Below are 25,172 nucleotides of genomic sequence, written 5' to 3' on the forward strand. Positions count from 1 at the left end.
CATGGGCGACTATCTGAGCCGATACGCCGAAACCGGCCTCTACACCATGCAGGGACGCCTGGGCGCGCCGGAAGACGGCCGCTTCCAGTCCTTCCCCCGGCAAGGCTGGCGCCTGGAGATCGAGAGGGCGGCGCAGGCGGGCCTGCGTGGCATCGAGTGGATCTACGACCTCTACGGAGAGGGCGCGAACCCGCTCGAGAGCGACGCCGGCCGGAGCGAGTTGCGCGACCTGCTGGCGAAACACGGGGTCTCGGTGGTTTCCATCTGCGCCGACTACTTCATGGACCGCCCGTTGCTGCGCTGCTCCGCCGCCGAGAATGCCGAGCTGCTGCGACGCATGGAGTGGCTACTGGGCATCTGCCCGGAGATGGGCGTGGGACGCGTCGTGCTGCCATTCGTGGATGCGTCGAGCATCCGCAGCGACGAGGAATTCGAGCAGGTGGTCGCCAACCTGCGGGAGGTCCTGCCGCACGCCGAGCGCCATGCCGTCGAGCTGCACCTGGAGACCGACCTCGCCCCCGAGGCGTTCCGCGCACTGTTGCTGCGCCTCGATCATCCCCTGGTCAAGGTCAACTACGACGCCGGCAACAGCGCCTCGCTGGGTTACCAGCCGGCGCAGGAGTTCGCCGCCTACGGCGAGCGCATCGGCAGCTTCCATATCAAGGATCGCCGCCGTGGGGGCAGCACCGTGCCGCTCGGCCAGGGCGATACCGATTTCCGCAGCCTGCGCGAGCTGCTGATCCAGTACGGATATGCGGGTGACTTCGTCCTGCAGGTGGCCCGCGGCGAACCCGGTGACGAACCCGCCTGGCTCGCCGGGATGGCGCGCCTCGCCGAGGGTTGGCTAAGAGGTCGCGCACTCTGCGACGAGAAGAGAGAGATATCTTGAAGATTCTGTTCTGTGGGCTCGGCGGGATCGGCCAGCGCCATCTGCGCAACTTGCGCGAGCTACTCGGCGATGACCTTCAGGTCCACGCCTATCGTGTGCGTGGCCAGCGCATCAAGCTGCGCGACAACCTGACGATCGACGAGGGCGCCGACCTCGAGCGGGACTATCGGATTCAGGTTCACCACGATCTGGTGGCAGCTCTGGCGCAGCGGCCGGACGCCGCGTTCGTCTGCAACCCCAATGCGCTGCATGTGCCGGTGGCCCTCGAATGCGTTCGCGCGGGCGTCCCCGTGTTCATGGAGAAGCCTCTGGCCAGCGATCTGGCGGGGGTGGCCGAGCTGCTGGCCGAGGTGAAGGCGCGCAAGCTGCTGTTCCATGTCGGCTACAACTTCCGCTTCCATCCCGGACTGCAGCGCCTCAAGGCACTGGTCGAGGCGGGCTTCTTCGGCCGCCTGCTCAGCGTGCGTTCGGAGATCGGCGAGTACCTGCCCAACTGGCACCGCTACGAGGACTACCGGCAGATGTATGCCGCGCGGGCCGACCAGGGGGGCGGGGTGATCCTGTCGCAGATCCATGAGATGGACCTGATCTACTGGCTCTTCGGCCTGCCGCGCAGCATCGTCACCCACGGCGGCCAGCTCAGCGGCCTGGAGGTGGACGTCGAGGATACGGCTTCGTCGCTGATGCGCAGCGACGGGCCCGGCGGCGGCTTCCCCATCCTGCTGCACCAGGATTTTCTCCAGCGCCCGCCGGTCCGCACCCTGAAGATCGTCGGCGACGCCGGTTTCGCCGAGATCGATCTGCTGGCCAATCGCCTGCGCATCCACGATGCCCAGGGCGAACTCTGCGAGCAGGACGACTTCCCGGGGTTCGTGCGCAACGACATGTTCCTGGCCCAGGCCAGGCATTTTCTCGATTGCCTCGCCCAGGGCACCCGGCCGGTGGTCGATCTGCAGGATGGTCTGCAGAGCCTGCGCCTGGCGCTGGCAGCCTTGCGCTCGCTGCGCGAGGGCCGGGAAGTATTGCTGAGCGAGGTGGATATCCATGGCTAGTACGGAAAGCCTGTTCCGGCTGGATGGCCGGGTTGCGGTCATCACCGGCGGCGCCGGTCTGCTCGGCTACCAGCATGCCGCGACCATCGCCGGCCTCGGTGGCGTACCCGTGCTGCTCGACATCAATGGCGATGGCCTCGCGGGCAACGCGGCCCGGCTGGCCGAGGAGACCGGCTGCGAAGCCTTGACTCTGGTGGCCGATATCACCGACCTGGGCGCGCTTGAGAATGCCTTCGAGCAACTGATGGCGCGCCATGGCCGGGTGGACATCCTGATCAACAACGCCGCGCGCAACCCCAAGGTGGAGAGCGCCGGCGACAAGGACTTCTCCCGCCTGGAAAACTTCCCCTGGGAGCAGTGGCGGCTGGACCTGGATGTGGGGCTCGGCGGTGCCTTCAACTGCGCCAAGGTGTTCGGCGCGCAGATGGCCCGGCAAGGCGCCGGGGTGATCGTCAATATCGCCTCCGACCTCGGCGTGATCGCTCCGGATCAGCGCCTCTACCGGGTCGAGGGACGTGAGCCCGAGCGGCAGCCGGTCAAGCCGGTGACCTATTCGGTGGTCAAGCACGGGCTGATCGGCCTGACCAAGTACCTGGCGACCTACTGGTGCGAGCAGGGTGTGCGCTGCAATGCGCTTTCTCCAGGCGGGGTCTACGCGGGGCAGAACGATGTCTTCGTGAGCAAGCTGACCCAGCTGATCCCGCTCGGTCGCATGGCCGACGCCGACGAGTACCGGGGGGCGATCGCCTTCCTCTGCTCGGATGCCTCTTCATATATGAACGGCGCGAATCTGGTCGTCGACGGGGGACGCAGCACATGGTGAATCGCGAACTGATCGCCCGGCAGTGCATCTGCTGTGGCGGCGACCGCCTGGACAAGTCGTCCGCGGTGCTGATGCCCTTCGTCGCCCATCGGGTGTTCGGCCACGAGCCGGTTGAGATCAAGGAGGAGTGGGGGCTGCGCGACCTGCGTTCGGGCATGGCCTATACCCTGTGCAATTCCTTGCAGTGCCAGGATTGTGGCGCGTTGTTCCTCGACTACCGCTTCACCGACGAGCAGATGAGCGCGCTCTATCGGAACTACCGCGACGAGGCCTACAACTCCGAGCGCATCAGCTACGAGCCGGGCTACACCGCGGTGGTCGCGCATTACGAGCAGCGCGCGGACTACCTCGCCGAGGTCGAGGCCTGGCTCGCACTGCACCTGCCCGAGGCCCCGGCCGTGCTGGACTGGGGCGGTGATACCGGGATCAACAGCCCGTTCCGCGAGCGCAACCGCCTGCTGCACATCCATGACATTTCCGGCGTGGACCTCGTGCCGGGCGCGTGTCGTGTCGATGTCGAGCAGATCGGTCGCCAGGCATACGACCTGGTGGCGTGCAGCCAGGTGCTCGAGCATGTGCCGTGTCCACTGGAGCTGGTCCGCCAGATGCTGCCGGCCATGGGGCCGCAGACGCTGCTCTATCTCGAGGTCCCGCACGAGGCGCTGGTGCGCGAGCACCCGGACAGCAAGTGCCTGGCGCCGTTGAAGCACCACTGGCACGAGCATGTCAATTTCTACAACGAAACGGCGTTGCGCCGGCTGCTGGAGCGGCTCGGGCTGCAGGTGGTGGACAGCCTTCGCCTCCCGGTGGACATCGGCTGGACGCGCAGCGAGGTGCTGGGCGTGCTGGCGAGGAAGGCCTGACATGGAGCGGCCAATGGACGAATCGGTCAAGCGCCACCCCGTCATCACCGAAGACATGGAGGCGCTCTTTGCCCTGGGCGAGGACTGGCGGCGCTTCGCTGGCAAGCACGTGGTCATCGCGGGCTCCACGGGATTCCTGGCCGCCTACCTGGTGGAGTTCTTCGCCTGGCTGAGCGAGCGCTGGCCGGAGTCGCCGGTGCATATCCATGCGCTGGCGCGACATCGGGAAAAGCTGGAGCAGCGTTTCCCCCATCTCATGGGGCAACCGTGGTTCTTCCCGGTGATTCAGGATGTGTGCGACCCCCTTCCCGGGCTGGAGCGGGCCGACTACATCGTGCACGGGGCCAGCTCCGGCAGCCCCAAGTACTACCTGCGAGACCCGGTCGGCACCGCCAGGGCCAACGTGGTGGGCACCCTGAACCTGCTGGAACTGGCCAGGCGTACCGGCGCCCGTCTGTTGTTCATGAGCAGCGGCGCCGTCTATGGCAACGGTGACAGCCAGGCGTCGATCGGCGAGACCGATTTCGGCACGCTGGACCCGCTCGATCCCTCTGCCTGCTATGGCGAAGGCAAGCGCATGGGCGAGACGCTCTGTGCCGATTACCACCGGCAATACGGGGTGGAGACGGTCATCTCGCGCATTTCCCACACCTATGGCCCCGGCGTTGCGCTGGACGATGGGCGCTCGTTCGCTGACTTCGTGGCGGATGCGCTGGCCGGGCGCGACATCGTGCTGAACAGCGATGGCAGCAGCAGTCGTCCCTTCTGCTACGTGGCCGATGCCACCGCCGCCTTCCTGATCCTGCTGCTGCGGGGCGAGGCGGGGCAGGCCTACAACGTGGGCATGGATCAGGAAATGACCATCCTCGAACTGGCGGAGTTGGTGGCGAGGTTGTCCCCCCATCCGGACATCCAGGTGCGGCGCCCGCCACCCAGCCCCGGTCGGAAGGTCGAGTTCCGCTCCAGCGGCCATTTCAACCTGGCCAGGATGGAGCGCCTGGGGTGGCGCCCCGGCATCCTGCCCGAGGCGGGGTTCCAGAGAACCTTGCGCTACTTCCTCCCTTCCTGAACAAAAGGTTTCCGCCATGAACGGCAAGACGCAGAACGACCTGCTTGCGGCAAGGCAAAAATTTCTCTCGGGCGAAACCACCAAGCTCGAGTACGTGGAGGAGATCAACCAGCGCCACGCGGGCCTGTTCGATTATCCGGCGTTCATCGCCGGCACGGACGTCGGCGCCATCCGCATCACCGCGGAAGGGGTGACGGTCAGTTCCCTCGCGCATGGCATCTCGATGTTCGTCGATCCGGTGGACCTGCACGCCACGCCCTATGCCCTGCTGGGCTTCGGCAGCTACGAGAACAGCGAAACCGCGTTCCTCAAGTCGGTCTTCCGCGACGGCGACGTGTTCTTCGACATCGGCGCCAATCTGGGCTGGTATTCGCTGGTCCTCGGCAAGCAGTGCCCCGGGGCGAGCATCTATGCCTTCGAGCCCATCCCGAGCACGGTGGCGGTGCTCGAGCGCAACGTCGGGCTGAATCGGCTCGACAACGTCGAGGCCGTTCGCATGGGCGTCTTCAACAAGGAAGACGAGTTGAGCTTCATCTTCGTCGAGGACGTTTCGGGCGCGACCTCGCTGAAGCTGACCGGCCAATCCAGGGGGCGTGCGCCGATCCAGGAGGTCAGGTGCAAGACCACCACCCTCGACGCGTTCTGCATGAGCAGCGGGCGGGTACCGACCCTGATCAAGGTCGATGTCGAGGGCGCGGAGCTGATGGTCTTCCAGGGCGGCGAGGAAACGCTGGCGCACACGCCCATCATCCTCGTGGAGCTGCTGCGCAAATGGTCGCGGGAGTTCGGATACCATCCCAACGATGTGTTCGATGCCCTGGCGAAGCACGGCTACGGGGCCTGGATGTTCGCCGAGGACAATGCCGAGGCGTTGATACCCTGCCCGGCGGTCACCGAAGAAACCGTGCAGACCAACTTCGTCTTCCTGCATCCGCAGAAGCACGCCGACGTCATCCGCCGCTGGCAAGCGGTTTGAAGGGATCGCCCGCCGACATGCGCAACGGTCCATTTCATTGATTGGTCATGAGCGGCCCGACCTGGTGTCACGCGAGATCCGCGGACACGGCTCGAAGGCCCGAGGTACAGGCTATGCGTAAACTCCTCTCCACGCGCCCGCAGCCGTATTACATCTATGCGCCGAACTACCGGCGCAGTTCGTCCGGCATCCGCGTGATGCACATGCTCTGCGATGCCCTCATCCGTTCGGGGTACGAGGCCTACGTGACGGCCAGGGTGCTCAGCGACGAATTCATGACGCCTCTGCTGACCGAGGAGGTCATCGACGCGCACCGCGCCCAGGGCCTGGAGCCCATCGTGGTGTACCCGGAAGTGATCGACGGCAACCCCCTGAAGGGCGGCGTGGTCGTACGCTACATCCTGAACCGGCCGGGTTTCATCGAGGGCAGTGGCGCGTTCGGCGAAGACGACATCCTGTATGCCTACTCGCGGGACCTGCTGATGTCCGGCATCCCGGATGACCGGGTGATGCTCCTGCCGCCGTTCGACCTGGGCGTGTTCCGCCTGCCGGACGATCCCGGCAAGCGCGTGCCGGGCAAGGTCTGCTACTACCGGGGGCGGCGCGGCGAGCTGCATATCGATCCGTCGCTGCTGCCGCCCGATGCGGTGGAGATCACCCCGCACTGGCCTTCCTCCTGGGAAGACATGGCCGATCTCTTCCAGCAGTGCGAAATCTTCTATTGCGGCGGCTCCTCCGCGCTGGGCACGGAAGCGGTGCTCTGTGGCTGCCTCTGCGTGGTGATCGTGGAGGAGGGCGCTCCTAGGATCGGCGTGTACGAGACCCAGAGTCACGGCGCCGCCTGGGGTACCGCGCCGGAGGAGCTCGAACGGGCGCGGCGCACCCTTCCCCTGGCGCGCGACAACTGGCTGAGACTGGAGAAGGAATTCTGGCCGGCACTGGATCATTTCGTCGAGGTGACCCAGGAGGCGGCCCGGGAGCGGCGTGGCAACGCCGGCCGATACCAGTTGCAGGAATGGCTGGCGGAACGGGTGCCGACCAAGCGCCAGAGCGCCCTGATCAGCCAGCGCCTGGAGCAGCAGGCCGGCCCCAGCTTCGGGTTAGTGGTGATCGACGAAGCGGGCGCCGCCGAACGCCTGATGGCGACCATCAAGAGCCTCAGCCTGGAGCGGAGCCTCTATGCCTCGACGCGCATTCTCGCCTTCACCACCGCCGAGGTGCCGAAGACCTCCATAGAGGACAAGCTGCACTTCATTCGTATCGAGCCGGGCAATCTTGTCGCACAGATCAACGCGGCGGTCGCCGCCTCGACATTCGACTGGCTGATGCTGGTGGAGGCCGGCGAGGAGTTCACCCCAAGCGGGCTGATGAGAGTGGCCCTCGAACTGATGGACGCGCCCGATTGCCGCGCGCTCTACGGCGACGAGCTGCAGCGCATCGGCAAGGGCAACCTGGGCGCTGCGCTGCGCCCGGCGTTCAACCTCGACATGCTGCTCAGCTTCCCGGCCGCCATGGCCCGCCATTGGCTGTTCCGGCGCGACCTGTTTCTGGCCAGCGGCGGTTTCGACGCCGCCTGCGACGGTGCGCTGGAGCTGGACCTGCTGCTGCGTCTGATCGAACAGGACGGCATCGTCGGCCTGGGGCACGTGCCCGAGCCGCTGCTCACCGGCAATGCCCCCAGGTTGCAGGACAACCCGGCCGAGCAGGCGGCCATCCAGCGCCACCTGCAGGCCCGGGGCTATGCCGATGCGCATGTCGGCTCGGCGATGCCGGGTCGCTACCTCATCGACTACGGCCATCCGCAGCAGCCCTCGGTGTCCATCGTGCTGGCCATGCATGATCACCTCGAGGCGCTGCAGCGCTGCGTCGACAGCCTGCTGGAAAAGACCCGCTACGGTCACTACGAACTCCTGATCGTCGACACCGCCGGCAGCAGCGAGGCCGGCCGGGCCTGGCTGGCCGGCGTGGAGGCGCTGGGCGACGCCAAGGTTCGCGTGTTGCGCTATCAGCACCCCTACAACGCCTCGGCTGTCGCCAACCTCGGCGCGGCGGCGGCGCGTGGCGAGTACCTGCTGCTGCTCGACAGCGATACCGTGGTGGTGCGCGAGGACTGGCTGGAACACCTGCTCAACCATGCACAGCGGCCCGAGGTCGGCGTGGTGGGTGGGCGGCTGCTCCATCCCGATGGCAAGGTCCACGGCGCCGGCCTGATCCTGGGCCTGAATGGCCCGGCGGCGCCGGCGTTCGCCGACGAGCCGATGGAAGCCGCCGGGTATATGCAGCGCCTGCAGCTCGACCAGGACTTCAGCGCCGTCTCCGCGGCCTGCCTGATGATCCGGCGTTCGCTGTTCGAGGAAGTCGGCGGCATGGACGAGGCGGCGTTCCAGACCGCCTTCCATGATGTCGACCTGTGTCTCAAGGTGCGCGAGGCGGGCTATCTGACCGTCTGGACGCCCCATGCGGTGCTGGTGGGCGAGGGTGGTCGCAACTACCCGCAACTGCTGGAGGCGCGTCGCCAGCGCGAGGTCCTGGAACAGGATGCGCTGTACGCGCGCTGGTTGCCGCAACTGGCGAACGACCCTGCGTACAACCGCTGCCTGTCCCTCAGCGGCAAGGGATTCGAGCTGGAGATGGACAGCAATCTAAGCTGGAGGCCGTTGTCCTGGCGACCGCTGCCTGTCGTGCTGGCTCACCAGGCCGACCCCTGGGGCTGTGGCAACTACCGGATCATCAAGCCGTTCGCCGCCATGAAGGAGGCCGGCCTGGTGGACGGCATGCTGTCCGAGGGTTTGCTGCAGGTCGTTGACCTGGAGCGCTACAACCCGGACAGCATCGTGCTGCAGCGGCAGATCGGCGACGAGCGCCTGGAGGCGATGCGCCGGATCAAGGCGTTCTCCCGGGCATTCAAGATCTACGAACTGGATGACTATCTGCCCAACCTGCCGATGAAGAGCGTGCACCGCGAGCACATGCCCAGGGACATCCTCAAATCGCTGCGGCGTGGCCTCGGTTTCGTCGATCGCTTCGTGGTGTCGACCCAGCCACTGGCGGATGCCTTCGCTGGTCTGCACGACGATATCCGGGTGGTCGAGAACCGCTTGCCGGTCGGTTGGTGGGGAGGCCTGCACGGCGCCCGCCGCCAGGGCCGGAAGCCGCGTGTGGGCTGGGCCGGTGGCGCCAGCCACACCGGCGACCTGGAGTTGGTACTGGACGTGGTGCGGGAGCTGGCGGAGGAGGTGGAGTGGGTCTTCTTCGGCATGTGCCCGGAAAAGCTGCAGCCCTATGTCAAGGAAATCCATGCCGGTGTCGATATAGATCGTTACCCGGCTGCTCTGGCTGCGCTCAACCTGGATCTCGCCATCGCTCCGGTGGAGCAGAACCTGTTCAACGAGTGCAAGAGCAACCTGCGTCTGCTCGAGTACGGCGCCTGCGGATTCCCCGTGGTGTGCAGCGACCTGGTGTGCTACCAGGGCGATCTGCCGGTGACCCGGGTGAAGAACCGCTTCAGGGACTGGGTCGACGCCATCCGCATGCATATCCATGACCTGGATGCGGCGGCGCTGGCGGGGGACGAACTGCGCCGGCAGGTGATGAAGCACTGGATGCTGGACGGCGACAACCTGGCGCAATGGCGTGCTGCCTGGCTGCCGGACTGATCGAAAGGGCGCCTGGCGAGGGGTGGAGACCTCGCCGGCAAGGCGTCAAATTTCTGTTCGATGTTTTCTTGTCAGTGCTAAGTCCTTGCCGGCACAGGTGGAAAGAAAACAGTCAATGATCTTCGAAAAAAAAACTAAAGCTCCCGCCACCAACGCCGATACAAACCATGAATGCGATCTCTCTGGGCGTCTGAGCATGCAGGCCCTTGGCTCGCAAGCTCAGACAAACGGTTCTAAGGTCATCTGGAGGCAATACCATGGCCCTTACAGTCAACACTAACGTTGCGTCCCTCAACACCCAACGTAACCTCAACTCTTCGTCCAAGGGTCTGGATACTTCCCTCCAGCGCCTGTCCACCGGCTTCCGTATCAACAGCGCGAAGGACGACGCCGCCGGCCTGCAGATCTCCAACCGTCTGACCAGCCAGATCACCGGCCTGGGCGTTGCTACCCGCAACTCCAACGACGGTATCTCCCTGGCGCAGACCGCTGAAGGTGCACTGCAGCAGTCCACCGGCATCCTGCAGCGTATGCGTGACCTGGCTCTGCAATCGGCCAACGGCTCGAACGGCGCCACCGAACGTGCTGCCCTGCAGTCCGAAGTTTCCCAGCTGCAACAAGAGCTGAACCGTATTTCCGATACCACCAGCTTCGGTGGCCGCAAGATCCTCGACGGTTCCTTCGGCTCCCAGAGCTTCCAGGTCGGCGCCAACGCCTACGAGACCATCAACGTCTCCATCGGCTCCGCCGCCACCGACCGTATCGGTATCAACCGCGTCACCACTTCCGGTGGTGCGGCTGGCACCATCGCCAGCGGCGCCAGCGGTGCGGCTGCCTACGGTACTTCGGCCTACTCCGATACTTCCTTCGACATCTCGTCGAAGTTCACCACCGGCGCTTCCGGTGGCGTAGTGACCATCACTGGCCCGGCCAGCGGTGCCGCCGCGAGCGAAGTCGCCCGCGCCGTCAACGCCAAGAGCGATGAAACCGGTGTGACCGCCAACGCCCGTACCGTTGCCGAACTCGGCACCGTCTCGGCCAGCGGCACCATCTCCTTCGAACTGTATGGCGCCAACAGCACCACTTCGGATACCGACAAGTCCGTGATCTCCGCTGTGATCACCGACACCAAGGATCTGGGCGCCCTGGCCGATGCGATCAACAAGGAAACCGGCAAAACCGGCATCTCCGCGATCTCCAAAGGCGACAAGATCGAACTGGTCAGCTCCCGCGGCGACGCCATCGCCATCAAGAACTACCAGGGCGGCAGCGGTGCCACCGCTACTCTGCAGGCGAAGAACTTCGCCGGCGACGAGAACGTGGGTGGTACTCAGTCCATCGCAGCCGGTGCCGGTGCCCGTGCAGACGGCCAGGTACAGCTGGAAGCAGCCGATGCCTTCGAAGTTCGCGGCATGAGCGCAGGCCTGGGTGCCGACAAGTTCAGTACCCTGGACTCGGTGAAGGACATCGACATCAGCACCGCCGGTGGCGCTCAGAAGGCTCTGGGTATCATCAACGGCGCGATCTCCAACATCGACAGCCAGCGTGCTCAGCTCGGTGCCGTGCAGAACCGCTTCGAGAACACCATCTCGAACCTGCAGAACATCGCTGAGAACTCCTCTGCCGCCCGTAGCCGGATTCGTGACACCGACTTCGCTGCCGAAACCTCGGAACTGACCAAGAATCAGATCCTGCAGCAAGCCGGTACCGCGATCCTGGCCCAGGCCAACCAGCTGCCGCAGGCTGTACTCAGCCTCCTCGGCTAAGGTAAGGGGTATTAGGTAGACTGCGGGGGAAAGGCCAGGCCTTTCCCCCGCTTCCTCATTGTGAGGTGAATGCAATGGACGTCAGCTCAATTCAGAATGCACTCAGTCCTGCTGCCCCCGGCGGCTCGAAAGTCGAGCGCTCGCCTGCTGGCGGCCCGGCTTCCGAGAAGGCCGTGACCGGCGAGCGGGCTTCGTCCCAGGCTGCCGAGGAAGAGTCGACCGCGGTCACCCGCGAAGACGTGGAAGCGGCTGTCGCGACCATCCAGGATTTCGTTCAGTCGGTTCGCCGCAACATCAACTTCTCTCTGGAGGAGGGTAGCGGTCGCGTGGTGGTCAAGGTGACCGACCAGGGCTCCGGCGATCTGATCCGACAAATTCCCTCCGAAGAAGCGCTGCAACTGGCGGAGAATCTTTCGGAAGTCAGGAGTCTGTTATTCAAAGCCGAAGCCTGACGCGATTGGCACGGCTTTTGACTCTCTAACGGTCTATAGACGTTAAGAAGTCATTATTTTGGCGAGGTGAACCATGGCTGGGATATTGGGTGTAGGTAGCAACCTTCCTATCGACACGATCGTGAAGGCACTTGTCGACGCCGAGAAGGCTCCCAAGACCAACCAGCTGGATCGACTGGAGTCGCAGACCACCGCGCGTCTGTCGGCCCTGGGCTCCCTCAAGAATGCCCTGAGCACCTTCAAGACGGCCGTCGATGGCCTCAACAAGGCGTCGCTGTTCGAAGGGCGTACCGCCTCGAGTTCCAACAGCAGCCTGCTCAAGGTAACCGCCAACACCACGGCGCCCGCCGGTGTGTATGACGTTCAGATCAAGCAACTGGCAACGAGCAGCAAGGTTGCGCTGCAATCGGTGTCGGGTGGCAATACCGCGACGTTCAACAGCGGGAGCATGACGATTTCCGCCGGCTCCACCAGCATCAACGTGAATGTCGACTCCACCAACAACACCCTTGCCGGTATGCGCGACGCGATCAACGAAGCCGGCAAGGACAGCGGCATCAGCGCCACCATCATCTCCGACTCTTCGGGCTCCCGCCTGGTGCTCAGCTCGACCAAGTCGGGCGAGGGCAACGATATCAAGGTCGAGGTGAGCGAAGACGGGTTGACCTCCGGCGACAACGCGCTGACCACCCAGAACTTCGAGGCTGCGGACAATCCGGATTCGCCCGGCACCTTCCTTCCTCCCAGCTCCAGCACCGGCGCGGGTGGCGTGATCAACACCGCCAAGTCGGCGAAGCTGACCATCGACGGTCTGGAACTGGTCCGCGATTCCAACACCGTGACTGATGCGATCGAGGGCGTGACCCTCAATCTGGCAGGCGCGCAATCCGCCACCGACCTGGCCGACGGCAAGAGCGTCACGGTCACCGTCGGAGTCGACAAGGCCGGGATCAAGAGCAGCGTGCAGAAATTCGTCGAGGCCTACAACGCCTTGATCAAGACCACGTCCGAGTTGACCGCCGTCGTCGACATGGGCGAGGACAAGAAGCCGGTGGCCGCCACCCTGGTGGGCGATTCGACGGTCCGCAACGTGATCGCAGGCATACGCAACGAAATGGTGGCGATGACCGGCGAGGGCAACATCAAGGCCCTGGCGAACCTTGGTATCAGCACCACCTTCGTGCCGAAGACCAGTGGCGGTTCGGGCATCAGCGGGACGCTGGTCATCGACGATGCCAAGCTCACCGCGGCGATCGACAGCAATTTCAGTGAAGTCGGCAGCTATCTCACGGGCGACGCCGGCCTCATGGGCCGCCTGAGCAAGTCGGTCGACGGTTACATCAAGACGGGCGGCGTGATCCAGCAGCGTGAAACCGGGCTGCAGAGCACCCACACCAGCATCGATGAGCAGCGTGCCGCGCTGAATCTGCGGATCGAGAAGATGCAGACACGCCTGGTCGCCCAGTACACGGCACTGGATACCCTGGTCGCCAACCTGACGCGTACCAGCGAGGCGCTGGGCACCCAGCTCGCCAGTCTCCCGGGCTTCGTGAAGAAGGATAAGTAAGCGATGAGCAAGAAACCCATCGACACCTACAAGCAGGTCAAGACCGCCCAGGAAGTCAGTCCCTATCGCGCCGTGCAGATGCTGCTCGACGGCGCGCTGGAGCGCGTCCTCCTGGCCCGCCAGGCGCTGCTGGAAGGCGATACCGAGATCCGCGGCCTGGCGGTCGGCAGCACCATCACCATCCTCGGCGTCCTCCAGGGCAGCCTGGACAAGGAACTCGGCGGCGAGATCGCCGAGAACCTCGATGCGCTGTACGACTACATGACCCGGCGTCTGGCCGGCGTCGCGCTCGACGACACGCCGCGCAGCCTCGACGAGGTGCAGCAGCTGCTGACCCAGCTGAAGTCCGCCTGGGATGGCATCGGCCCGGAAGTGGAGCCCGCTGTCGGAGCGCAATGACGCGATTTGCTTCACCCGGCCCTAAAGATGAGGGCCGCGTTGCCGATACAAATCATGTATGCAGGCAATGTTCAGTGGAGCAATCATGAACGCGATGGCGGCCCTCCGGCAGTATCAAACCGTCAATACCCAGTCCCAGATCGGCGACGCCAGTCCGCATCGACTGATCCAGATGTTGATGGAAGGCGGCATGTCCCGCCTGGCCCAGGCCAGGGGCGCCATGCAGCATGGTCAGCAGGCCATGAAAGGCGAGATGATCGGCAAGGCTATTGGTATCATCGGCGGCCTGCGCGAGAGCCTGGACCTGCAGCAGGGCGGCGAAGTCGCCGCCAATCTGGACCGTCTCTACGAATACATGGTCGCCCGCCTGGTGGAAGCCAATATCGGCAACGACGTCGAGATGATCGACGAAGTGGCGGGTCTGTTGCGCAACGTGAAGTCCGGCTGGGATGCCATCGGCCATTGAGTGAAGGGGAAGTACCATGAGTTCATCCGTCCAGCTTCTCGAAGCCACCGGCAACGCATTGCGCGATGCGCTTGCGCGCCGGGACTGGACCGCCATCGGCGAACTGGACGCACAGTGCCGTCAGGCCGTCGATGAGGCCATGGTCGAGGCCGTGCGTGACGAGGACCTTCTACGCGACCGCATGCAGACCCTGCTCGATCTCTACCGCGAACTGGTGACCACCTGCCAGGCCGAGCAGCGCCGGCTGGCGAGCGAGCTGGTCCAGCTCAACCAGTCCCAGCAGGGCGCCAAGGTCTATCAGCTGTTCACCTGATCGCACCTCCTTCCCGCGTCACATTTCCCAGCATCCGCAAGCCCTTGTGGGTGCCTTCGGGAATCTCGGAAAAAACTACGCCATAAAATTGACTCTTGCCTGGTTTTTGACTTTACTAGTGGCCAATTGCTCTTGGCGCTGTGCTTCCAATCGGCGCTCCTCATTTCCAGCCCGCGAGTAAGACCAGAACAAGATGTGGCGTGAAACCAAAATCCTGCTGATTGACGACAACGTCGAGCGCCGCCGCGACCTGGCGGTCATCCTCGGCTTCCTAGGCGAAGAGCACCTGGCCTGCGGCAGCGGCGACTGGCGCGAAACCGTCGGCAAGCTCGAATCCAGCCGCGAGGTGCTGAACGTGTTGCTGGGCGATGTCTCCGTCAAGGGTGGGGCGCTGGAGCTGCTCAAGCAGATCGCGGCCTGGGACGAGAACCTGCCGCTGCTGCTGATCGGCGAGCCGGTTCCCGCCGACTGGTCGGAGGACCTGCGCCGCCGGGTCCTCGCCAGCCTGGAGATGCCGCCCAGCTACAACAAGCTGCTCGATTCCCTGCACCGTGCCCAGGTCTACCGCGAGATGTACGACCAGGCGCGGGAGCGCGGCCGCCAGCGCGAGCCCAACCTGTTCCGCAGCCTGGTCGGCACCAGTCGCGCGATCCAGCAGGTGCGACAGATGATGCAGCAGGTGGCCGATACCGAGGCCAGCGTGCTGATCCTTGGCGAGTCCGGCACCGGCAAGGAAGTGGTGGCGCGCAACCTCCATTGCCATTCCAAGCGCCGCGACGAGCCGTTCGTGCCGGTCAACTGCGGCGCGATTCCGGCGGAGCTGCTGGAGAGCGAGCTGTTCGGCCACGAGAAGGGCGCCTTCACCGGCGCCATCACCAGCCGCGCCGGGCGTTTCGAGCTGGCCAACGGCGGCACCCTGTTCCTCGACGAGATCGGCGACATGCCGCTGCCGATGCAGGTCAAGCTGCTGCGCGTGCTGCAAGAGCGCACTTTCGAGCGCGTCGGCAGCAACAAGACCCAGTCGGTGGACGTGCGCATCATCGCCGCGACCCACAAGAACCTGGAGAAGATGATCGAGGAAGGCACCTTTCGCGAGGATCTCTACTACCGCCTCAACGTCTTCCCCATCGAGATGGCGCCGCTGCGCGAGCGGGTCGAGGACATTCCGTTGCTGATGAACGAGCTGATCTCGCGCATGGAGTTCGAGAAGCGCGGTTCCATCCGCTTCAATTCGGCCGCCATCATGTCGCTCTGCCGCCACGACTGGCCGGGCAACGTGCGCGAGCTGGCCAACCTGGTCGAGCGCATGGCGATCATGCACCCCTACGGGGTGATCGGGGTCGGCGAGCTGCCGAAGAAATTCCGCCACGTCGACGACGAGGACGAGCAACTGGCGATCAGCCTCCGCGAGGAACTGGACGAGCGCGCGGCGATGAACGCCGGCATGCCGGTCATCTCCAACACCGCCATGCTGCCGCCGGAAGGGCTGGACCTGAAGGACTACCTCGGCAACCTGGAGCAGGGGCTGATCCAGCAGGCCCTGGACGATGCCGGTGGAGTCGTGGCCCGCGCCGCCGAGCGTCTGCGCATCCGCCGCACCACCCTGGTGGAGAAGATGCGCAAGTACGGCATGAGCCGCCGCGACGACGAGGGCGGCGACGAGGACTGAGGTCGCCGGATTTCAGGCCCGCCAAGCCGGAGCTTTGACGCAAGCTCCGGCTTTATTTTTCAAGCCATTGAAAATAAAGAATAAATTTTTAGGCATGGCTATTGCTATGACTCTCTCCGAGTGACCGTCTGCTGACGGTTCGCCAAGCGAGAGATGAACATGAGCCGAGCCGTCCCCCTATCCGTCGCCCCCGCAGCCGATACCCCAGCCGCCGAGCCGGCCAGCCGAGCCGACCTGGAGCAGACCTTCGCGCTGTTCAACCAGATGTCGTCGCAGCTGAGCAGTTCCTACAGCATGCTCGAGGCGCGGGTCAGCGAACTCAAGGGCCAGCTCGCCCTGGTCAGCGCCCAGCGCATGCAGGAGCTGGCCGAGAAGGAGCGTCTGGCACTGCGTCTGCAGAGCCTGCTGGACCTGCTGCCGGGCGGGGTGATCGTGATCGACGGCCAGGGTGTGGTGCGCGAAGCCAATCCGGTGGCGCGCAGCCTGCTCGGCAAGCCCTTGGTCGGCATGCTCTGGCGCGAGGTCATCGCGCGCAACTTCGCGCCGCGCGAGGACGACGGCCATGAGATTTCCCTCAAGGACGGGCGCCGCCTGTCCATCGCCACGCGCTCCCTGCAGGGCGAGCCGGGGCAACTGGTGCTGCTGGCCGATCTGACGGAAACCCGTCGTCTGCAGGACCAGCTCGCCCGCCACGAGCGCCTGTCCTCGCTGGGGCGCATGGTCGCCTCGCTGGCCCACCAGATCCGTACCCCGCTGTCGGCGGCGTTGCTCTATGCCAGCCATCTTTCCGAGCAGGACCTGCCTTTCGAGCAGCAGCAGCGCTTCGCCGGACGCCTCAAGGAGCGCCTGCACGAGCTGGAGCATCAGGTGCGCGACATGCTGGTCTTCGCCCGTGGCGAGCTGCCCTTGCCCGACCGCATCGCGCCCGGCGCCTTCTTCGACGCCCTGCGTCGTTCCGCGGAGCCCCACCTGCTGGATATGAACGTGCGCTGGCAGTGTGACGCCCGCCTGGGCGAGCTGCTGTGCAATCGCGACACCCTGGTCGGCGCCGTGCTCAACCTGATCGAGAACGCCATCCAGGCCGGTGGCCGCGAGACCTGCCTGAAGATTCACCTGCATGCCCGTGGCAACAGCCTGCGCCTTTGCGTGAGCGACAACGGGCCGGGTATCGACAAGGCCACCCTGGCGCGCCTGGGCGAACCCTTCTTCACCACCAAGACCACCGGCACCGGCCTTGGCCTGGCGGTGGTCCAGGCCGTGGTGCGCGCTCACCAGGGCGAGCTGCGGCTGCGCTCCCGTGTCGGCCGCGGCACCTGCGCCACCCTCGTCATGCCGCTGCTCGGTGCGGCGCAACCGGATATTCAGGAGTAAGCCATGACCGCCAAGGTTCTGCTGGTCGAAGACGACCGCTCGCTGCGCGAGGCCCTTGCCGACACCCTGCTGCTCGGTGGCCACGACTTCCGCGCCGTGGAATGCGCGGAGGATGCCGTCGAGGCGTTGGGCCAGGAGGCTTTCGGCCTGGTGATCAGCGACGTCAACATGCCCGGCATGGACGGCCATCAGTTGCTGGGCCTGATCCGCTCGCGCTACCCGCAGTTGCCGGTGTTGCTGATGACCGCCTACGGCGCCGTGGAGCGGGCCGTGGACGCCATTCGCCAGGGGGCCGCCGACTACCTGGTCAAGCCGTTCGAACCACGCACCCTGCTGGAGCTGGTGGGCCGTCATGCCCTCGGTCGCCCGAGTGTCGGCGAGGGCGATGGCCCGGTGGCCTGCGAGCCGGCCAGCCGGCAGTTGCTGGAGCTGGCGGCGAGGGTGGCGAAAAGCGATTCCACCGTGCTGATCTCCGGCGAGTCCGGCACCGGCAAGGAAGTATTGGCACGCTACATCCACCAGCAGTCGAATCGCGGCAACGGCCCGTTCATCGCCATCAACTGCGCGGCGATCCCGGACAACATGCTCGAGGCGACGCTGTTCGGCCACGAGAAGGGCGCCTTCACCGGCGCCATCGCCGCGCAACCGGGCAAGTTCGAGCTGGCCGACGGCGGCACCCTCCTGCTCGACGAGATTTCCGAGATGCCGCTGGGACTGCAGGCCAAGCTCCTGCGCGTGCTGCAGGAACGCGAGGTGGAGCGGGTCGGCGCGCGCAAGCCGATCAGCCTGGACATTCGCGTGCTGGCCACCACCAACCGCGATCTGGCCGGCGAAGTGGCGGCCGGGCGTTTCCGCGAGGATCTCTACTATCGCCTGTCGGTCTTCCCGCTGGCCTGGCGCGCCCTGCGCGAGCGGCCCGCCGACATTCTGCCGCTGGCCGAGCGCCTGCTGGCCAAGCACGTCAAAAAAATGAATCACGCTGCCGTCCAGCTTTCGCCCCAGGCCCGCGCGGCGCTGGTCGCTCATGCCTGGCCGGGCAACGTGCGCGAGTTGGACAACGCGATCCAGCGGGCGCTGATCCTGCAGCAGGGCGGGCTGATCCAGCCTCAGGACCTGTGCCTGACGGCGCCGATCGGCATGGCACCCATGGCGGCGCCGACCGTCACCCTGGTCGCCAGCAATCCGCTGCCCATCGAGGAGCCGGTCGCGGAAGGCGCGGGCGCCTTGGGTGAAGACCTGCGCCGTCGCGAATTCCAGCTGATCATCGACACCCTGCGCGCCGAGCGCGGCCGTCGCAAGGAGGCCGCCGAGCGGCTGGGCATCAGCCCGCGGACCCTGCGCTACAAGCTGGCCCAGATGCGTGACGCGGGCATGGACGTAGAGGCCTACCTCTACGCGAGCTGAGCCGGCGCGGATTCACGAGCCGGGCTCGCTCCCGCCAAAGCGCATGCGGCCGCTCGACGGCCGCATGGCATCGATCCCTCTCTTGGCCCGCCTCGCGCGGGTCTTTCTTTGGGCTGTGTTCCCGTGAGCTATTGCAGACCTTGTGGGAGCGGCCTTGGCCGCGAGGCTTTTCATCAAGCCTTATTCGCGGCCAAGGCCGCTCCCACGGAAGCAGAGTCGTGGCAGCGACTGGCCGCGGGGCATGACTTTCTTTTTGGCACCCTGTTTGCACATACCCCTGCAAAGACCGCGTAGCGTCAAAAAAGCCGCGGTCGCTGGAGGAAAAGATCATGAGCCAGGGTGTCGAATTCAATCGCCTGATGTTGGAAATGCGCTCCATGCAGATGGAAGCCATGGCCAAGCAGAAGCCGGCCGTCGTCAGCGCGCCGGAGCCAGGTGCGCCGAGTTTCGCGGACATGCTCGGCCAGGCGGTGAACAAGGTGAACGAGACCCAGCAGATCTCCGGCCAGCTGGCCTCTGCCTTCGAGATGGGGCAGGGCGGCGTCGATATCACCGATGTGATGATCGCCTCGCAGAAGGCCAGCGTTTCCTTCCAGGCCATGACCCAGGTGCGCAACAAGCTGGTTCAGGCCTACCAAGACATCATGCAGATGCCGGTTTAACAGGGCGGATTTGAGACATGGCTGAAGCAGTCGCTGCAAACGTACCCGCCACCACCGGCGCCGACGAGCCGAAGAAGCCGCTGTTCGGGCTGACCTTCCTGGAAAATCTCTCCGAGATGTCCATGCTGCGCCAGATCGGTCTGCTGGTCGGCCTGGCCGCCAGCGTGGCGATCGGTTTCGCCGTGGTCCTGTGGTCGCAGCAGCCGGACTACAAGCCGCTGCTGGGCAGCCTGGCGGGCATGGACAGCAATCAGGTGATGGAGGTGCTTAACGCCGCCGACATCGCCTATACCGTCGAGCCGAATTCCGGCGCGCTGCTGGTCAAGTCCGAGGACCTGGGCCGCGCGCGCTTGCGCCTGGCCGCCGCCGGCGTCGCGCCGAGCGACAACAACGTAGGCTTCGAGATCCTCGACAAGGAGCAGAGCCTGGGCACCAGCCAGTTCATGGAGGCCACCCGCTACCGCCGCGGCCTCGAAGGTGAGCTGGCGCGCACCATTTCCAGCCTGAACAACGTCAAGGGTGCCCGCGTGCACCTGGCGATTCCGAAGAGCTCGGTGTTCGTCCGCGACGAGCGCAAGCCCACCGCCTCGGTGTTGGTGGAGCTGTACCCGGGCCGTTCCCTGGAGCCGAGCCAGGTGATGGCCATCGTCAACCTGGTTGCCACGTCCGTGCCGGAGCTGACCAAGTCGCAGGTCACCGTGGTCGACCAGAAGGGCAACCTGCTGTCCGACCAGCAGGAACTGTCCGAACTGACCATGGCCGGCAAGCAGTTCGACTACACCCGGCGCATGGAGACCCTGTTCACCCAGCGCGTGCACAACATCCTGCAGCCGGTGCTGGGCAACGGCCGCTACAAGGCCGAGGTCTCCGCAGACGTGGACTTCAGCGCGGTCGAATCGACCTCCGAGTCGTTCAACCCGGATCAGCCGGCCCTGCGCAGCGAGCAGCAGGTCAACGAGCAACGCACCAGCAGCCTGCCGCCGCAGGGCGTGCCGGGCGCGCTGAGCAACCAGCCGCCGGGCGCCGCCAGCGCCCCCGAGCAGGCCACCGGCCAGGCCGCCCCGGCCGGCCCGATCGCCGCGGGTCAGCCGCTGGTCGATGCCAACGGCCAGCAGATCACGGACCCGGCCACCGGCCAGCCGATGCTGGCGCCGTATCCGGCCGACAAGCGCGAGCAGTCCACCCGCAACTTCGAACTGGACCGTTCGATCAGCTACACCAAGCAGCAGCAGGGTCGCCTCAAGCGCCTGTCGGTCGCCGTGGTGCTGGACGACAAGATCACCGTCGCCGCCAACGGCGAGGTCACCCGCAGCCCCTGGGGTGCCGAGGACCTGGCCCGCTTCACCCGCCTGGTACAGGATTCGGTGGGCTTCGACGCCAGCCGCGGCGACAGCGTCAGCGTGATCAACGCGCCGTTCAGCAGCGAGCTGGGCGAGGTGGTCGAGCTGCCCTGGTACCAGTCCGAGCTGTTCCTGATGGCGATGAGCGGCCTCAAGCAACTCTTGCCGGCATTGCTGATCTTTACCCTTGTATGGTTCGTGCTGCGCCCGGTGATGAAGAACATCGCCAACCCGTCGCGCCAGGGCGAAGATGCCGAAGGCGATGTGGAGCTGGGCGACATGGGCGGCCTGGAGGGCGAGCTGTCGTCCGACCGGGTGAGCCTGGGCGGACCGCAGAGCATCCTGCTGCCCAGCCCCTCCGAGGGGTATGATGCACAACTGAACGCCATCAAGAGTCTGGTGGCGGAAGATCCGGGCCGCGTGGCCCAGGTAGTCAAAGACTGGATCAACGCCGATGAGTGACAATCGCACCGCCGTCAAGCTGAACAAGGTCGACAAGGCCGCCATTCTCCTGCTGTCCCTCGGCGAGACGGACGCGGCGCAGGTGCTGCGCCACCTCGGGCCGAAGGAAGTGCAGCGCGTCGGCGTGGCCATGGCCGGCATGCGCAACGTGCAGCGCGAGCAGGTCGAACAGGTGATGGGCGAGTTCGTCGAGATCGTCGGCGACCAGACCAGCCTGGGTGTCGGCTCCGATGCCTACATCCGCAAGATGCTCACCGCGGCGCTGGGCGAGGACAAGGCCGGCAACCTGATCGACCGCATCCTGCTCGGCGGCAGCACCAGTGGCCTGGACAGCCTGAAGTGGATGGAGCCGCGCGCGGTGGCCGACGTGATTCGCTACGAACACCCGCAGATCCAGGCCATCGTGGTCGCCTACCTCGACCCGGACCAGGCCGGCGAGGTGCTCAGCCATTTCGATCACAAGGTGCGCCTGGACATCATCCTGCGCGTGTCTTCGCTGAACACCGTGCAACCGGCGGCGCTCAAGGAACTCAACCAGATCCTCGAGAAGCAGTTCTCCGGCAGCGCCAACACCACCCGCGCGAGCCTGGGCGGCGTGAAGCGCGCGGCCGATATCATGAACTTCCTCGACAGCTCGGTGGAGGGCCAGCTGATGGACTCCATCCGCGAGGTGGACGAGGACCTGTCCAGCCAGATCGAGGACCTGATGTTCGTCTTCGACAACCTGGCCGATGTCGACGATCGCGGCATCCAGGCGCTGCTGCGCGAGGTGTCCTCGGACGTGCTGGTGCTGGCCCTCAAGGGCGCCGACGACGGCATCAAGGAGAAGGTGTTCAAGAACATGTCCAAGCGCGCCGCCGAGCTGCTGCGCGACGACCTGGAGGCCAGGGGCCCGGTGCGCGTCAGCGAAGTGGAGACGGCGCAGAAGGAAATCCTCACCATCGCCCGGCGCATGGCCGAGTCCGGCGAGATCGTCCTCGGCGGTGCCGGCGGCGAGGCGATGATCTAAGCGATGGCCAAGGATGCCCACAGCGAGCTGATTCGCGCCAAGGATGTGGCGGGGTTCGATCGCTGGGCGCTGCCCAGCTTCGACCCCGAGGTCGAAGCGCCTGCCGAGCCGGAGCCCGAGCCGGCCGCGCCGCCGGTCGAGGAACCGGAGCAGCCCCAGGTGGAGGAGGTGGCGGTCGAGGACGTCAAGCCGCTGACGCTCGACGAGGTCGAGGCGATCCGCCAGGACGCCTACAACGAAGGCTTCGCCACCGGCGAGAAGGACGGCTTCCATGCCGGCCAGCTCAAGGCCAGGCAGGAGGCGGATGCCGCCCTGGCCGGCAAGGTCGCCCAGCTCGAACAGGTCATGGGGCATCTGCTGGAGCCCATCGCCAACCAGGATCAGGAACTGGAGAAGGCGCTCGTCAGCCTGGTCAGCCAGATGGCCCGCCAGGTGATCCAGCGCGAACTGGTCACCGATTCCAGCCAGATCCGCAACGTGCTGCGCGAGGCGCTGAAGCTGCTGCCGATGGGCGCCAGCAACGTGCGTATCCATATCAACCCGCAGGATTTCGAGCTGGTCAAGGCGCTGCGTGAGCGCCATGAGGAGAGCTGGCGCATCCTCGAGGACGAATCCCTGCAGCCCGGCGGCTGCCGCGTGGAAACCGAACACACGCGCATCGACGCCAGCGTCGAGACGCGCATGGCCCAGGCCCTCAAGCAGCTGTTCGAGCAGCAGCGGGCGCAGGTCTCCAACCCGCCGGAACCCGACATCCGGGTCGATCCGGAGACGCCCGATGCGCCTTGAGCGCACCAGCTTCGCCAGGCGCATGGCCGGCTACGCCGACGCCATCGAGCTGCCGACCCAGCCTGTGGTGGAGGGCCGCCTGCTGCGCATGGTCGGCCTGACCCTGGAGGCCGAGGGCCTGCGCGCCGCGCTCGGCAGCCGCTGCCTGGTGATCAACGACGACAGCTATCACCCCGTGCAGGTCGAGGCCGAAGTGATGGGCTTCTCCACCGGCAAGATCTACCTGATGCCGGTCGGTAGCCTGGCCGGCATCGCCCCCGGCGCGCGGGTGGTGCCGCTGCCGGACACCGGCCGCCTGCCCATGGGCATGTCCATGCTGGGCCGGGTGCTGGATGGCGCCGGCCGTGCGCTGGACGGGAAGGGTGGGATGAAGGCCGAGGACTGGGTGCCGATGGACGGCCCGGCCATCAACCCGCTCAACCGCCACCCCATCAGCGAGCCGCTGGACGTCGGCATCCGCTCGATCAACGGCCTGCTCACTGTCGGCCGTGGCCAGCGCCTGGGCCTGTTCGCCGGCACCGGCGTGGGCAAGTCGGTGCTGCTGGGCATGATGACCCGCTTCACCGAGGCCGAGATCATCGTGGTCGGTCTGATCGGCGAACGGGGCCGCGAGGTGAAGGAGTTCATCGACGAAATCCTCGGCGAGGAGGGCATCAAGCGCTCCGTGGTGGTCGCCTCGCCGGCGGACGACGCGCCGCTGATGCGCCTGCGCGCCGCCCAGTACTGCACGCGCATCGCCGAATACTTCCGCGACAAGGGCAAGAACGTCCTGCTGCTGATGGATTCGCTGACCCGCTACGCCCAGGCCCAGCGCGAGATCGCCCTGGCCATCGGCGAGCCGCCGGCGACCAAGGGCTACCCGCCGTCGGTGTTCGCCAGGCTGCCCAAGCTGGTGGAGCGCGCTGGCAACGCGGAGGCGGGCGGCGGCTCGATCACCGCCTTCTACACCGTGCTGTCCGAGGGTGACGACCAGCAGGACCCCATCGCCGACGCCGCCCGCGGCGTGCTCGACGGCCACTTCGTGCTGTCGCGCCGGCTGGCCGAGGAAGGGCACTACCCGGCCATCGACATCGAGGCCTCGATCAGCCGGGTGATGCCCCAGGTGGTCAGCCCCGAGCACCTCAAGCAGGCCCAGCGTTTCAAGCAGCTGTGGTCGCGCTACCAGCAGAGCCGCGACCTGATCAGCGTCGGCGCCTACGTGGCCGGCGGCGATGCCGACACCGACCTGGCCATCGCGCGGCAGCCGGCGATGGCCCGCTACCTGCGCCAGAGCCTGGGCGAGAGCGTGTCCATGGCCGAGAGCGTCAACCAGCTGGCGCTGGTCTTCAATCCGCAGGCGCAGGCCTGATAGATGGCCAACAGCCGCGCCGCGCGCCTGGCGCCCGTGGTCGAGATGGCCGAGCGGGAAGAGCGCGAGGCGGCGCGGCAGATGGCCCACATGCAGGGTCTGCTGGCCAGGGCCGAGGCCCAGCTGGGCGAACTGGAGCGCTATCGCGCCGACTACCAGCAGCAATGGATCAGCGAAGGCAGGCAGGGCGTGTCCGGGCAATGGCTGATGAACTACCAGCGTTTCCTCAGCCAGCTCGAAACGGCCATCGGCCAGCAGCTGCAGAGCATCGCCTGGCACCGGCACAACCTCGACAAGGCGCGGGAGCTCTGGCAGCAGCGCTACGCGCGGGTGGAGGGGCTGCGCAAGCTGGTCCAGCGCTACGTCGACGAGGCCCGCGCCGCCGAGGACAGGCGCGAGCAGAAGCTGCTCGACGAGCTGTCGCAGCGCCTGCCGCAGCGCGATCAACCGTGATCCCGGTTGCCGCCGTCAGCGGCGGGTGCTACATCTTGTCTCTGCCCAAGCATCTACAAAGGAGTGCTACATGGCCATCACCGCGCTACCCTCGGGCGACGGACAGGAGCTGACCATTCATATCCAGGGACGTTTCGATTTCTCCGCGCACCAGGAATTCCGCGATGCCTACGAGCGGGTCAACCTCACTCCCAAGCGCTACGTGGTGGATCTCAAGGGCGCTACCTACCTGGACAGCTCGGCGCTCGGCATGCTCCTGCTGCTGCGTGACCACGCCGGTGGCGACCATGCGCGCATCAGCCTGATCAACTGCAACCCCGACGTGCGCAAGATCCTCTCCATTTCCAACTTCGAACAGCTGTTCCAGATCGGTTGAA

23 protein-coding genes are annotated in these 25,172 nt (G+C 65.8%); all 23 read left to right on the top strand.

Annotated features, from left to right (window positions below):
• The first annotated feature begins 1 nt into the window (after nt 1).
• Nucleotides 2-889: a sugar phosphate isomerase/epimerase gene (locus tag N5D30_RS02580; RefSeq protein ID WP_279907531.1), complete on the top strand. Its 888-nt coding sequence runs from the start codon at nt 2-4 to the stop codon at nt 887-889.
• Complete coding sequence (locus N5D30_RS02585) at nt 886-1,941, top strand: Gfo/Idh/MocA family oxidoreductase (RefSeq protein WP_279907532.1); 1,056 nt, start codon at nt 886-888, stop codon at nt 1,939-1,941. The genes N5D30_RS02580 and N5D30_RS02585 overlap by 4 nt, the downstream gene beginning before the upstream one ends.
• A complete protein-coding gene (locus N5D30_RS02590) occupies nt 1,934-2,764 on the top strand; it encodes an SDR family oxidoreductase (RefSeq protein ID WP_279907533.1) in 831 nt (276 codons plus the stop codon). The genes N5D30_RS02585 and N5D30_RS02590 overlap by 8 nt, the downstream gene beginning before the upstream one ends.
• On the top strand, nt 2,758-3,627 hold the full coding sequence (locus tag N5D30_RS02595) for a methyltransferase domain-containing protein (protein WP_279907534.1): 870 nt from the start codon (nt 2,758-2,760) through the stop codon (nt 3,625-3,627). Before N5D30_RS02590 ends, N5D30_RS02595 begins: the two co-directional genes overlap by 7 nt.
• Nucleotides 3,628-3,640: 13 nt before the next feature.
• Nucleotides 3,641-4,696 carry an NAD-dependent epimerase/dehydratase family protein gene (locus N5D30_RS02600; RefSeq protein ID WP_279907536.1) on the top strand — a complete coding sequence of 352 codons (1,056 nt, stop codon included), beginning with the start codon at nt 3,641-3,643 and terminating at the stop codon, nt 4,694-4,696.
• 16 nt (nt 4,697-4,712) lie between these two features.
• A complete protein-coding gene (locus N5D30_RS02605; protein ID WP_279907537.1) occupies nt 4,713-5,672 on the top strand; it encodes an FkbM family methyltransferase in 960 nt (319 codons plus the stop codon).
• 113 nt (nt 5,673-5,785) lie between these two features.
• Nucleotides 5,786-9,328 carry a glycosyltransferase gene (locus N5D30_RS02610; RefSeq protein WP_279907538.1) on the top strand — a complete coding sequence of 1,181 codons (3,543 nt, stop codon included), beginning with the start codon at nt 5,786-5,788 and terminating at the stop codon, nt 9,326-9,328.
• Between the two features lie 257 nt (nt 9,329-9,585).
• On the top strand, nt 9,586-11,094 hold the full coding sequence (locus N5D30_RS02615; protein ID WP_220813417.1) for a flagellin: 1,509 nt from the start codon (nt 9,586-9,588) through the stop codon (nt 11,092-11,094).
• Between the two features lie 74 nt (nt 11,095-11,168).
• The gene (locus tag N5D30_RS02620) at nt 11,169-11,546 is read left to right on the top strand and encodes a flagellar protein FlaG (protein ID WP_220813416.1); all 378 of its coding nucleotides are present in this window, start codon (nt 11,169-11,171) and stop codon (nt 11,544-11,546) included.
• Nucleotides 11,547-11,619: 73 nt separating this feature from the next.
• Complete coding sequence (fliD, locus tag N5D30_RS02625; RefSeq protein ID WP_279907539.1) at nt 11,620-13,113, top strand: flagellar filament capping protein FliD; 1,494 nt, start codon at nt 11,620-11,622, stop codon at nt 13,111-13,113.
• Between the two features lie 3 nt (nt 13,114-13,116).
• Nucleotides 13,117-13,512 carry a flagellar export chaperone FliS gene (gene fliS, locus N5D30_RS02630; protein ID WP_279902255.1) on the top strand — a complete coding sequence of 132 codons (396 nt, stop codon included), beginning with the start codon at nt 13,117-13,119 and terminating at the stop codon, nt 13,510-13,512.
• An 85-nt stretch (nt 13,513-13,597) separates the two neighbouring features.
• Complete coding sequence (gene fliS / locus N5D30_RS02635) at nt 13,598-13,978, top strand: flagellar export chaperone FliS (RefSeq protein ID WP_220813413.1); 381 nt, start codon at nt 13,598-13,600, stop codon at nt 13,976-13,978.
• Nucleotides 13,979-13,994: 16 nt separating this feature from the next.
• Entirely contained in the window at nt 13,995-14,291 is a 297-nt protein-coding gene (fliT, locus tag N5D30_RS02640; protein WP_279907540.1) for a flagellar protein FliT, read from the top strand.
• Nucleotides 14,292-14,484: 193 nt separating this feature from the next.
• Complete coding sequence (locus N5D30_RS02645) at nt 14,485-15,960, top strand: sigma-54 dependent transcriptional regulator (RefSeq protein ID WP_279907541.1); 1,476 nt, start codon at nt 14,485-14,487, stop codon at nt 15,958-15,960.
• 159 nt (nt 15,961-16,119) lie between these two features.
• A complete protein-coding gene (locus N5D30_RS02650) occupies nt 16,120-17,331 on the top strand; it encodes an ATP-binding protein (protein ID WP_279907542.1) in 1,212 nt (403 codons plus the stop codon).
• 3 nt (nt 17,332-17,334) lie between these two features.
• The gene (fleR, locus tag N5D30_RS02655) at nt 17,335-18,735 is read left to right on the top strand and encodes a sigma-54-dependent response regulator transcription factor FleR (protein ID WP_279907543.1); all 1,401 of its coding nucleotides are present in this window, start codon (nt 17,335-17,337) and stop codon (nt 18,733-18,735) included.
• 329 nt (nt 18,736-19,064) lie between these two features.
• On the top strand, nt 19,065-19,397 hold the full coding sequence (fliE, locus tag N5D30_RS02660; RefSeq protein ID WP_279907545.1) for a flagellar hook-basal body complex protein FliE: 333 nt from the start codon (nt 19,065-19,067) through the stop codon (nt 19,395-19,397).
• Nucleotides 19,398-19,414: 17 nt separating this feature from the next.
• Entirely contained in the window at nt 19,415-21,199 is a 1,785-nt protein-coding gene (gene fliF, locus N5D30_RS02665) for a flagellar basal-body MS-ring/collar protein FliF (RefSeq protein WP_220813407.1), read from the top strand.
• Nucleotides 21,192-22,208, top strand: coding sequence for a flagellar motor switch protein FliG (fliG, locus tag N5D30_RS02670; protein ID WP_220813406.1), 1,017 nt, complete (start codon nt 21,192-21,194; stop codon nt 22,206-22,208). The genes fliF and fliG overlap by 8 nt, the downstream gene beginning before the upstream one ends.
• Before the next feature lie 3 nt (nt 22,209-22,211).
• On the top strand, nt 22,212-22,994 hold the full coding sequence (gene fliH, locus N5D30_RS02675; RefSeq protein WP_279907546.1) for a flagellar assembly protein FliH: 783 nt from the start codon (nt 22,212-22,214) through the stop codon (nt 22,992-22,994).
• Nucleotides 22,984-24,342, top strand: coding sequence for a flagellar protein export ATPase FliI (gene fliI, locus N5D30_RS02680; RefSeq protein ID WP_220813404.1), 1,359 nt, complete (start codon nt 22,984-22,986; stop codon nt 24,340-24,342). Before fliH ends, fliI begins: the two co-directional genes overlap by 11 nt.
• 3 nt (nt 24,343-24,345) lie before the next feature.
• Entirely contained in the window at nt 24,346-24,795 is a 450-nt protein-coding gene (fliJ, locus tag N5D30_RS02685) for a flagellar export protein FliJ (protein ID WP_220813403.1), read from the top strand.
• Nucleotides 24,796-24,865: 70 nt separating this feature from the next.
• Nucleotides 24,866-25,171, top strand: a complete 306-nt coding sequence (locus N5D30_RS02690; RefSeq protein WP_220813402.1) for an STAS domain-containing protein — start codon at nt 24,866-24,868, stop codon at nt 25,169-25,171.
• Nucleotide 25,172: the final 1 nt, after the last annotated feature.

It is taken from the genome of Pseudomonas sp. GD03875, from assembly GCF_029840585.1.
In the GTDB taxonomy this organism is placed as follows: domain Bacteria; phylum Pseudomonadota; class Gammaproteobacteria; order Pseudomonadales; family Pseudomonadaceae; genus Aquipseudomonas; species Aquipseudomonas paralcaligenes.

Excerpts from the sequence above, each read along its gene's own strand:
- N5D30_RS02580 (WP_279907531.1), top strand. The coding sequence starts at position 2 with ATGGGCGACTATCTGAGCCGATACGCCGAAACCGGCCTCTACACCATG.
- fliD (WP_279907539.1), top strand. The coding sequence starts at position 11,620 with ATGGCTGGGATATTGGGTGTAGGTAGCAACCTTCCTATCGACACGATC.
- fliS (WP_220813413.1), top strand. The coding sequence starts at position 13,598 with ATGAACGCGATGGCGGCCCTCCGGCAGTATCAAACCGTCAATACCCAG.
- N5D30_RS02645 (WP_279907541.1), top strand. The coding sequence starts at position 14,485 with ATGTGGCGTGAAACCAAAATCCTGCTGATTGACGACAACGTCGAGCGC.
- fliI (WP_220813404.1), top strand. The coding sequence starts at position 22,984 with ATGCGCCTTGAGCGCACCAGCTTCGCCAGGCGCATGGCCGGCTACGCC.
- N5D30_RS02620 (WP_220813416.1), top strand. The coding sequence starts at position 11,169 with ATGGACGTCAGCTCAATTCAGAATGCACTCAGTCCTGCTGCCCCCGGC.
- fliS (WP_279902255.1), top strand. The coding sequence starts at position 13,117 with ATGAGCAAGAAACCCATCGACACCTACAAGCAGGTCAAGACCGCCCAG.
- N5D30_RS02605 (WP_279907537.1), top strand. The coding sequence starts at position 4,713 with ATGAACGGCAAGACGCAGAACGACCTGCTTGCGGCAAGGCAAAAATTT.
- fliJ (WP_220813403.1), top strand. The coding sequence starts at position 24,346 with ATGGCCAACAGCCGCGCCGCGCGCCTGGCGCCCGTGGTCGAGATGGCC.
- fliT (WP_279907540.1), top strand. The coding sequence starts at position 13,995 with ATGAGTTCATCCGTCCAGCTTCTCGAAGCCACCGGCAACGCATTGCGC.
- fleR (WP_279907543.1), top strand. The coding sequence starts at position 17,335 with ATGACCGCCAAGGTTCTGCTGGTCGAAGACGACCGCTCGCTGCGCGAG.
- N5D30_RS02590 (WP_279907533.1), top strand. The coding sequence starts at position 1,934 with ATGGCTAGTACGGAAAGCCTGTTCCGGCTGGATGGCCGGGTTGCGGTC.
- N5D30_RS02615 (WP_220813417.1), top strand. The coding sequence starts at position 9,586 with ATGGCCCTTACAGTCAACACTAACGTTGCGTCCCTCAACACCCAACGT.
- N5D30_RS02610 (WP_279907538.1), top strand. The coding sequence starts at position 5,786 with ATGCGTAAACTCCTCTCCACGCGCCCGCAGCCGTATTACATCTATGCG.
- N5D30_RS02690 (WP_220813402.1), top strand. The coding sequence starts at position 24,866 with ATGGCCATCACCGCGCTACCCTCGGGCGACGGACAGGAGCTGACCATT.
- N5D30_RS02600 (WP_279907536.1), top strand. The coding sequence starts at position 3,641 with ATGGACGAATCGGTCAAGCGCCACCCCGTCATCACCGAAGACATGGAG.
- fliG (WP_220813406.1), top strand. The coding sequence starts at position 21,192 with ATGAGTGACAATCGCACCGCCGTCAAGCTGAACAAGGTCGACAAGGCC.
- N5D30_RS02650 (WP_279907542.1), top strand. The coding sequence starts at position 16,120 with ATGAGCCGAGCCGTCCCCCTATCCGTCGCCCCCGCAGCCGATACCCCA.
- fliE (WP_279907545.1), top strand. The coding sequence starts at position 19,065 with ATGAGCCAGGGTGTCGAATTCAATCGCCTGATGTTGGAAATGCGCTCC.
- N5D30_RS02595 (WP_279907534.1), top strand. The coding sequence starts at position 2,758 with ATGGTGAATCGCGAACTGATCGCCCGGCAGTGCATCTGCTGTGGCGGC.
- fliH (WP_279907546.1), top strand. The coding sequence starts at position 22,212 with ATGGCCAAGGATGCCCACAGCGAGCTGATTCGCGCCAAGGATGTGGCG.
- fliF (WP_220813407.1), top strand. The coding sequence starts at position 19,415 with ATGGCTGAAGCAGTCGCTGCAAACGTACCCGCCACCACCGGCGCCGAC.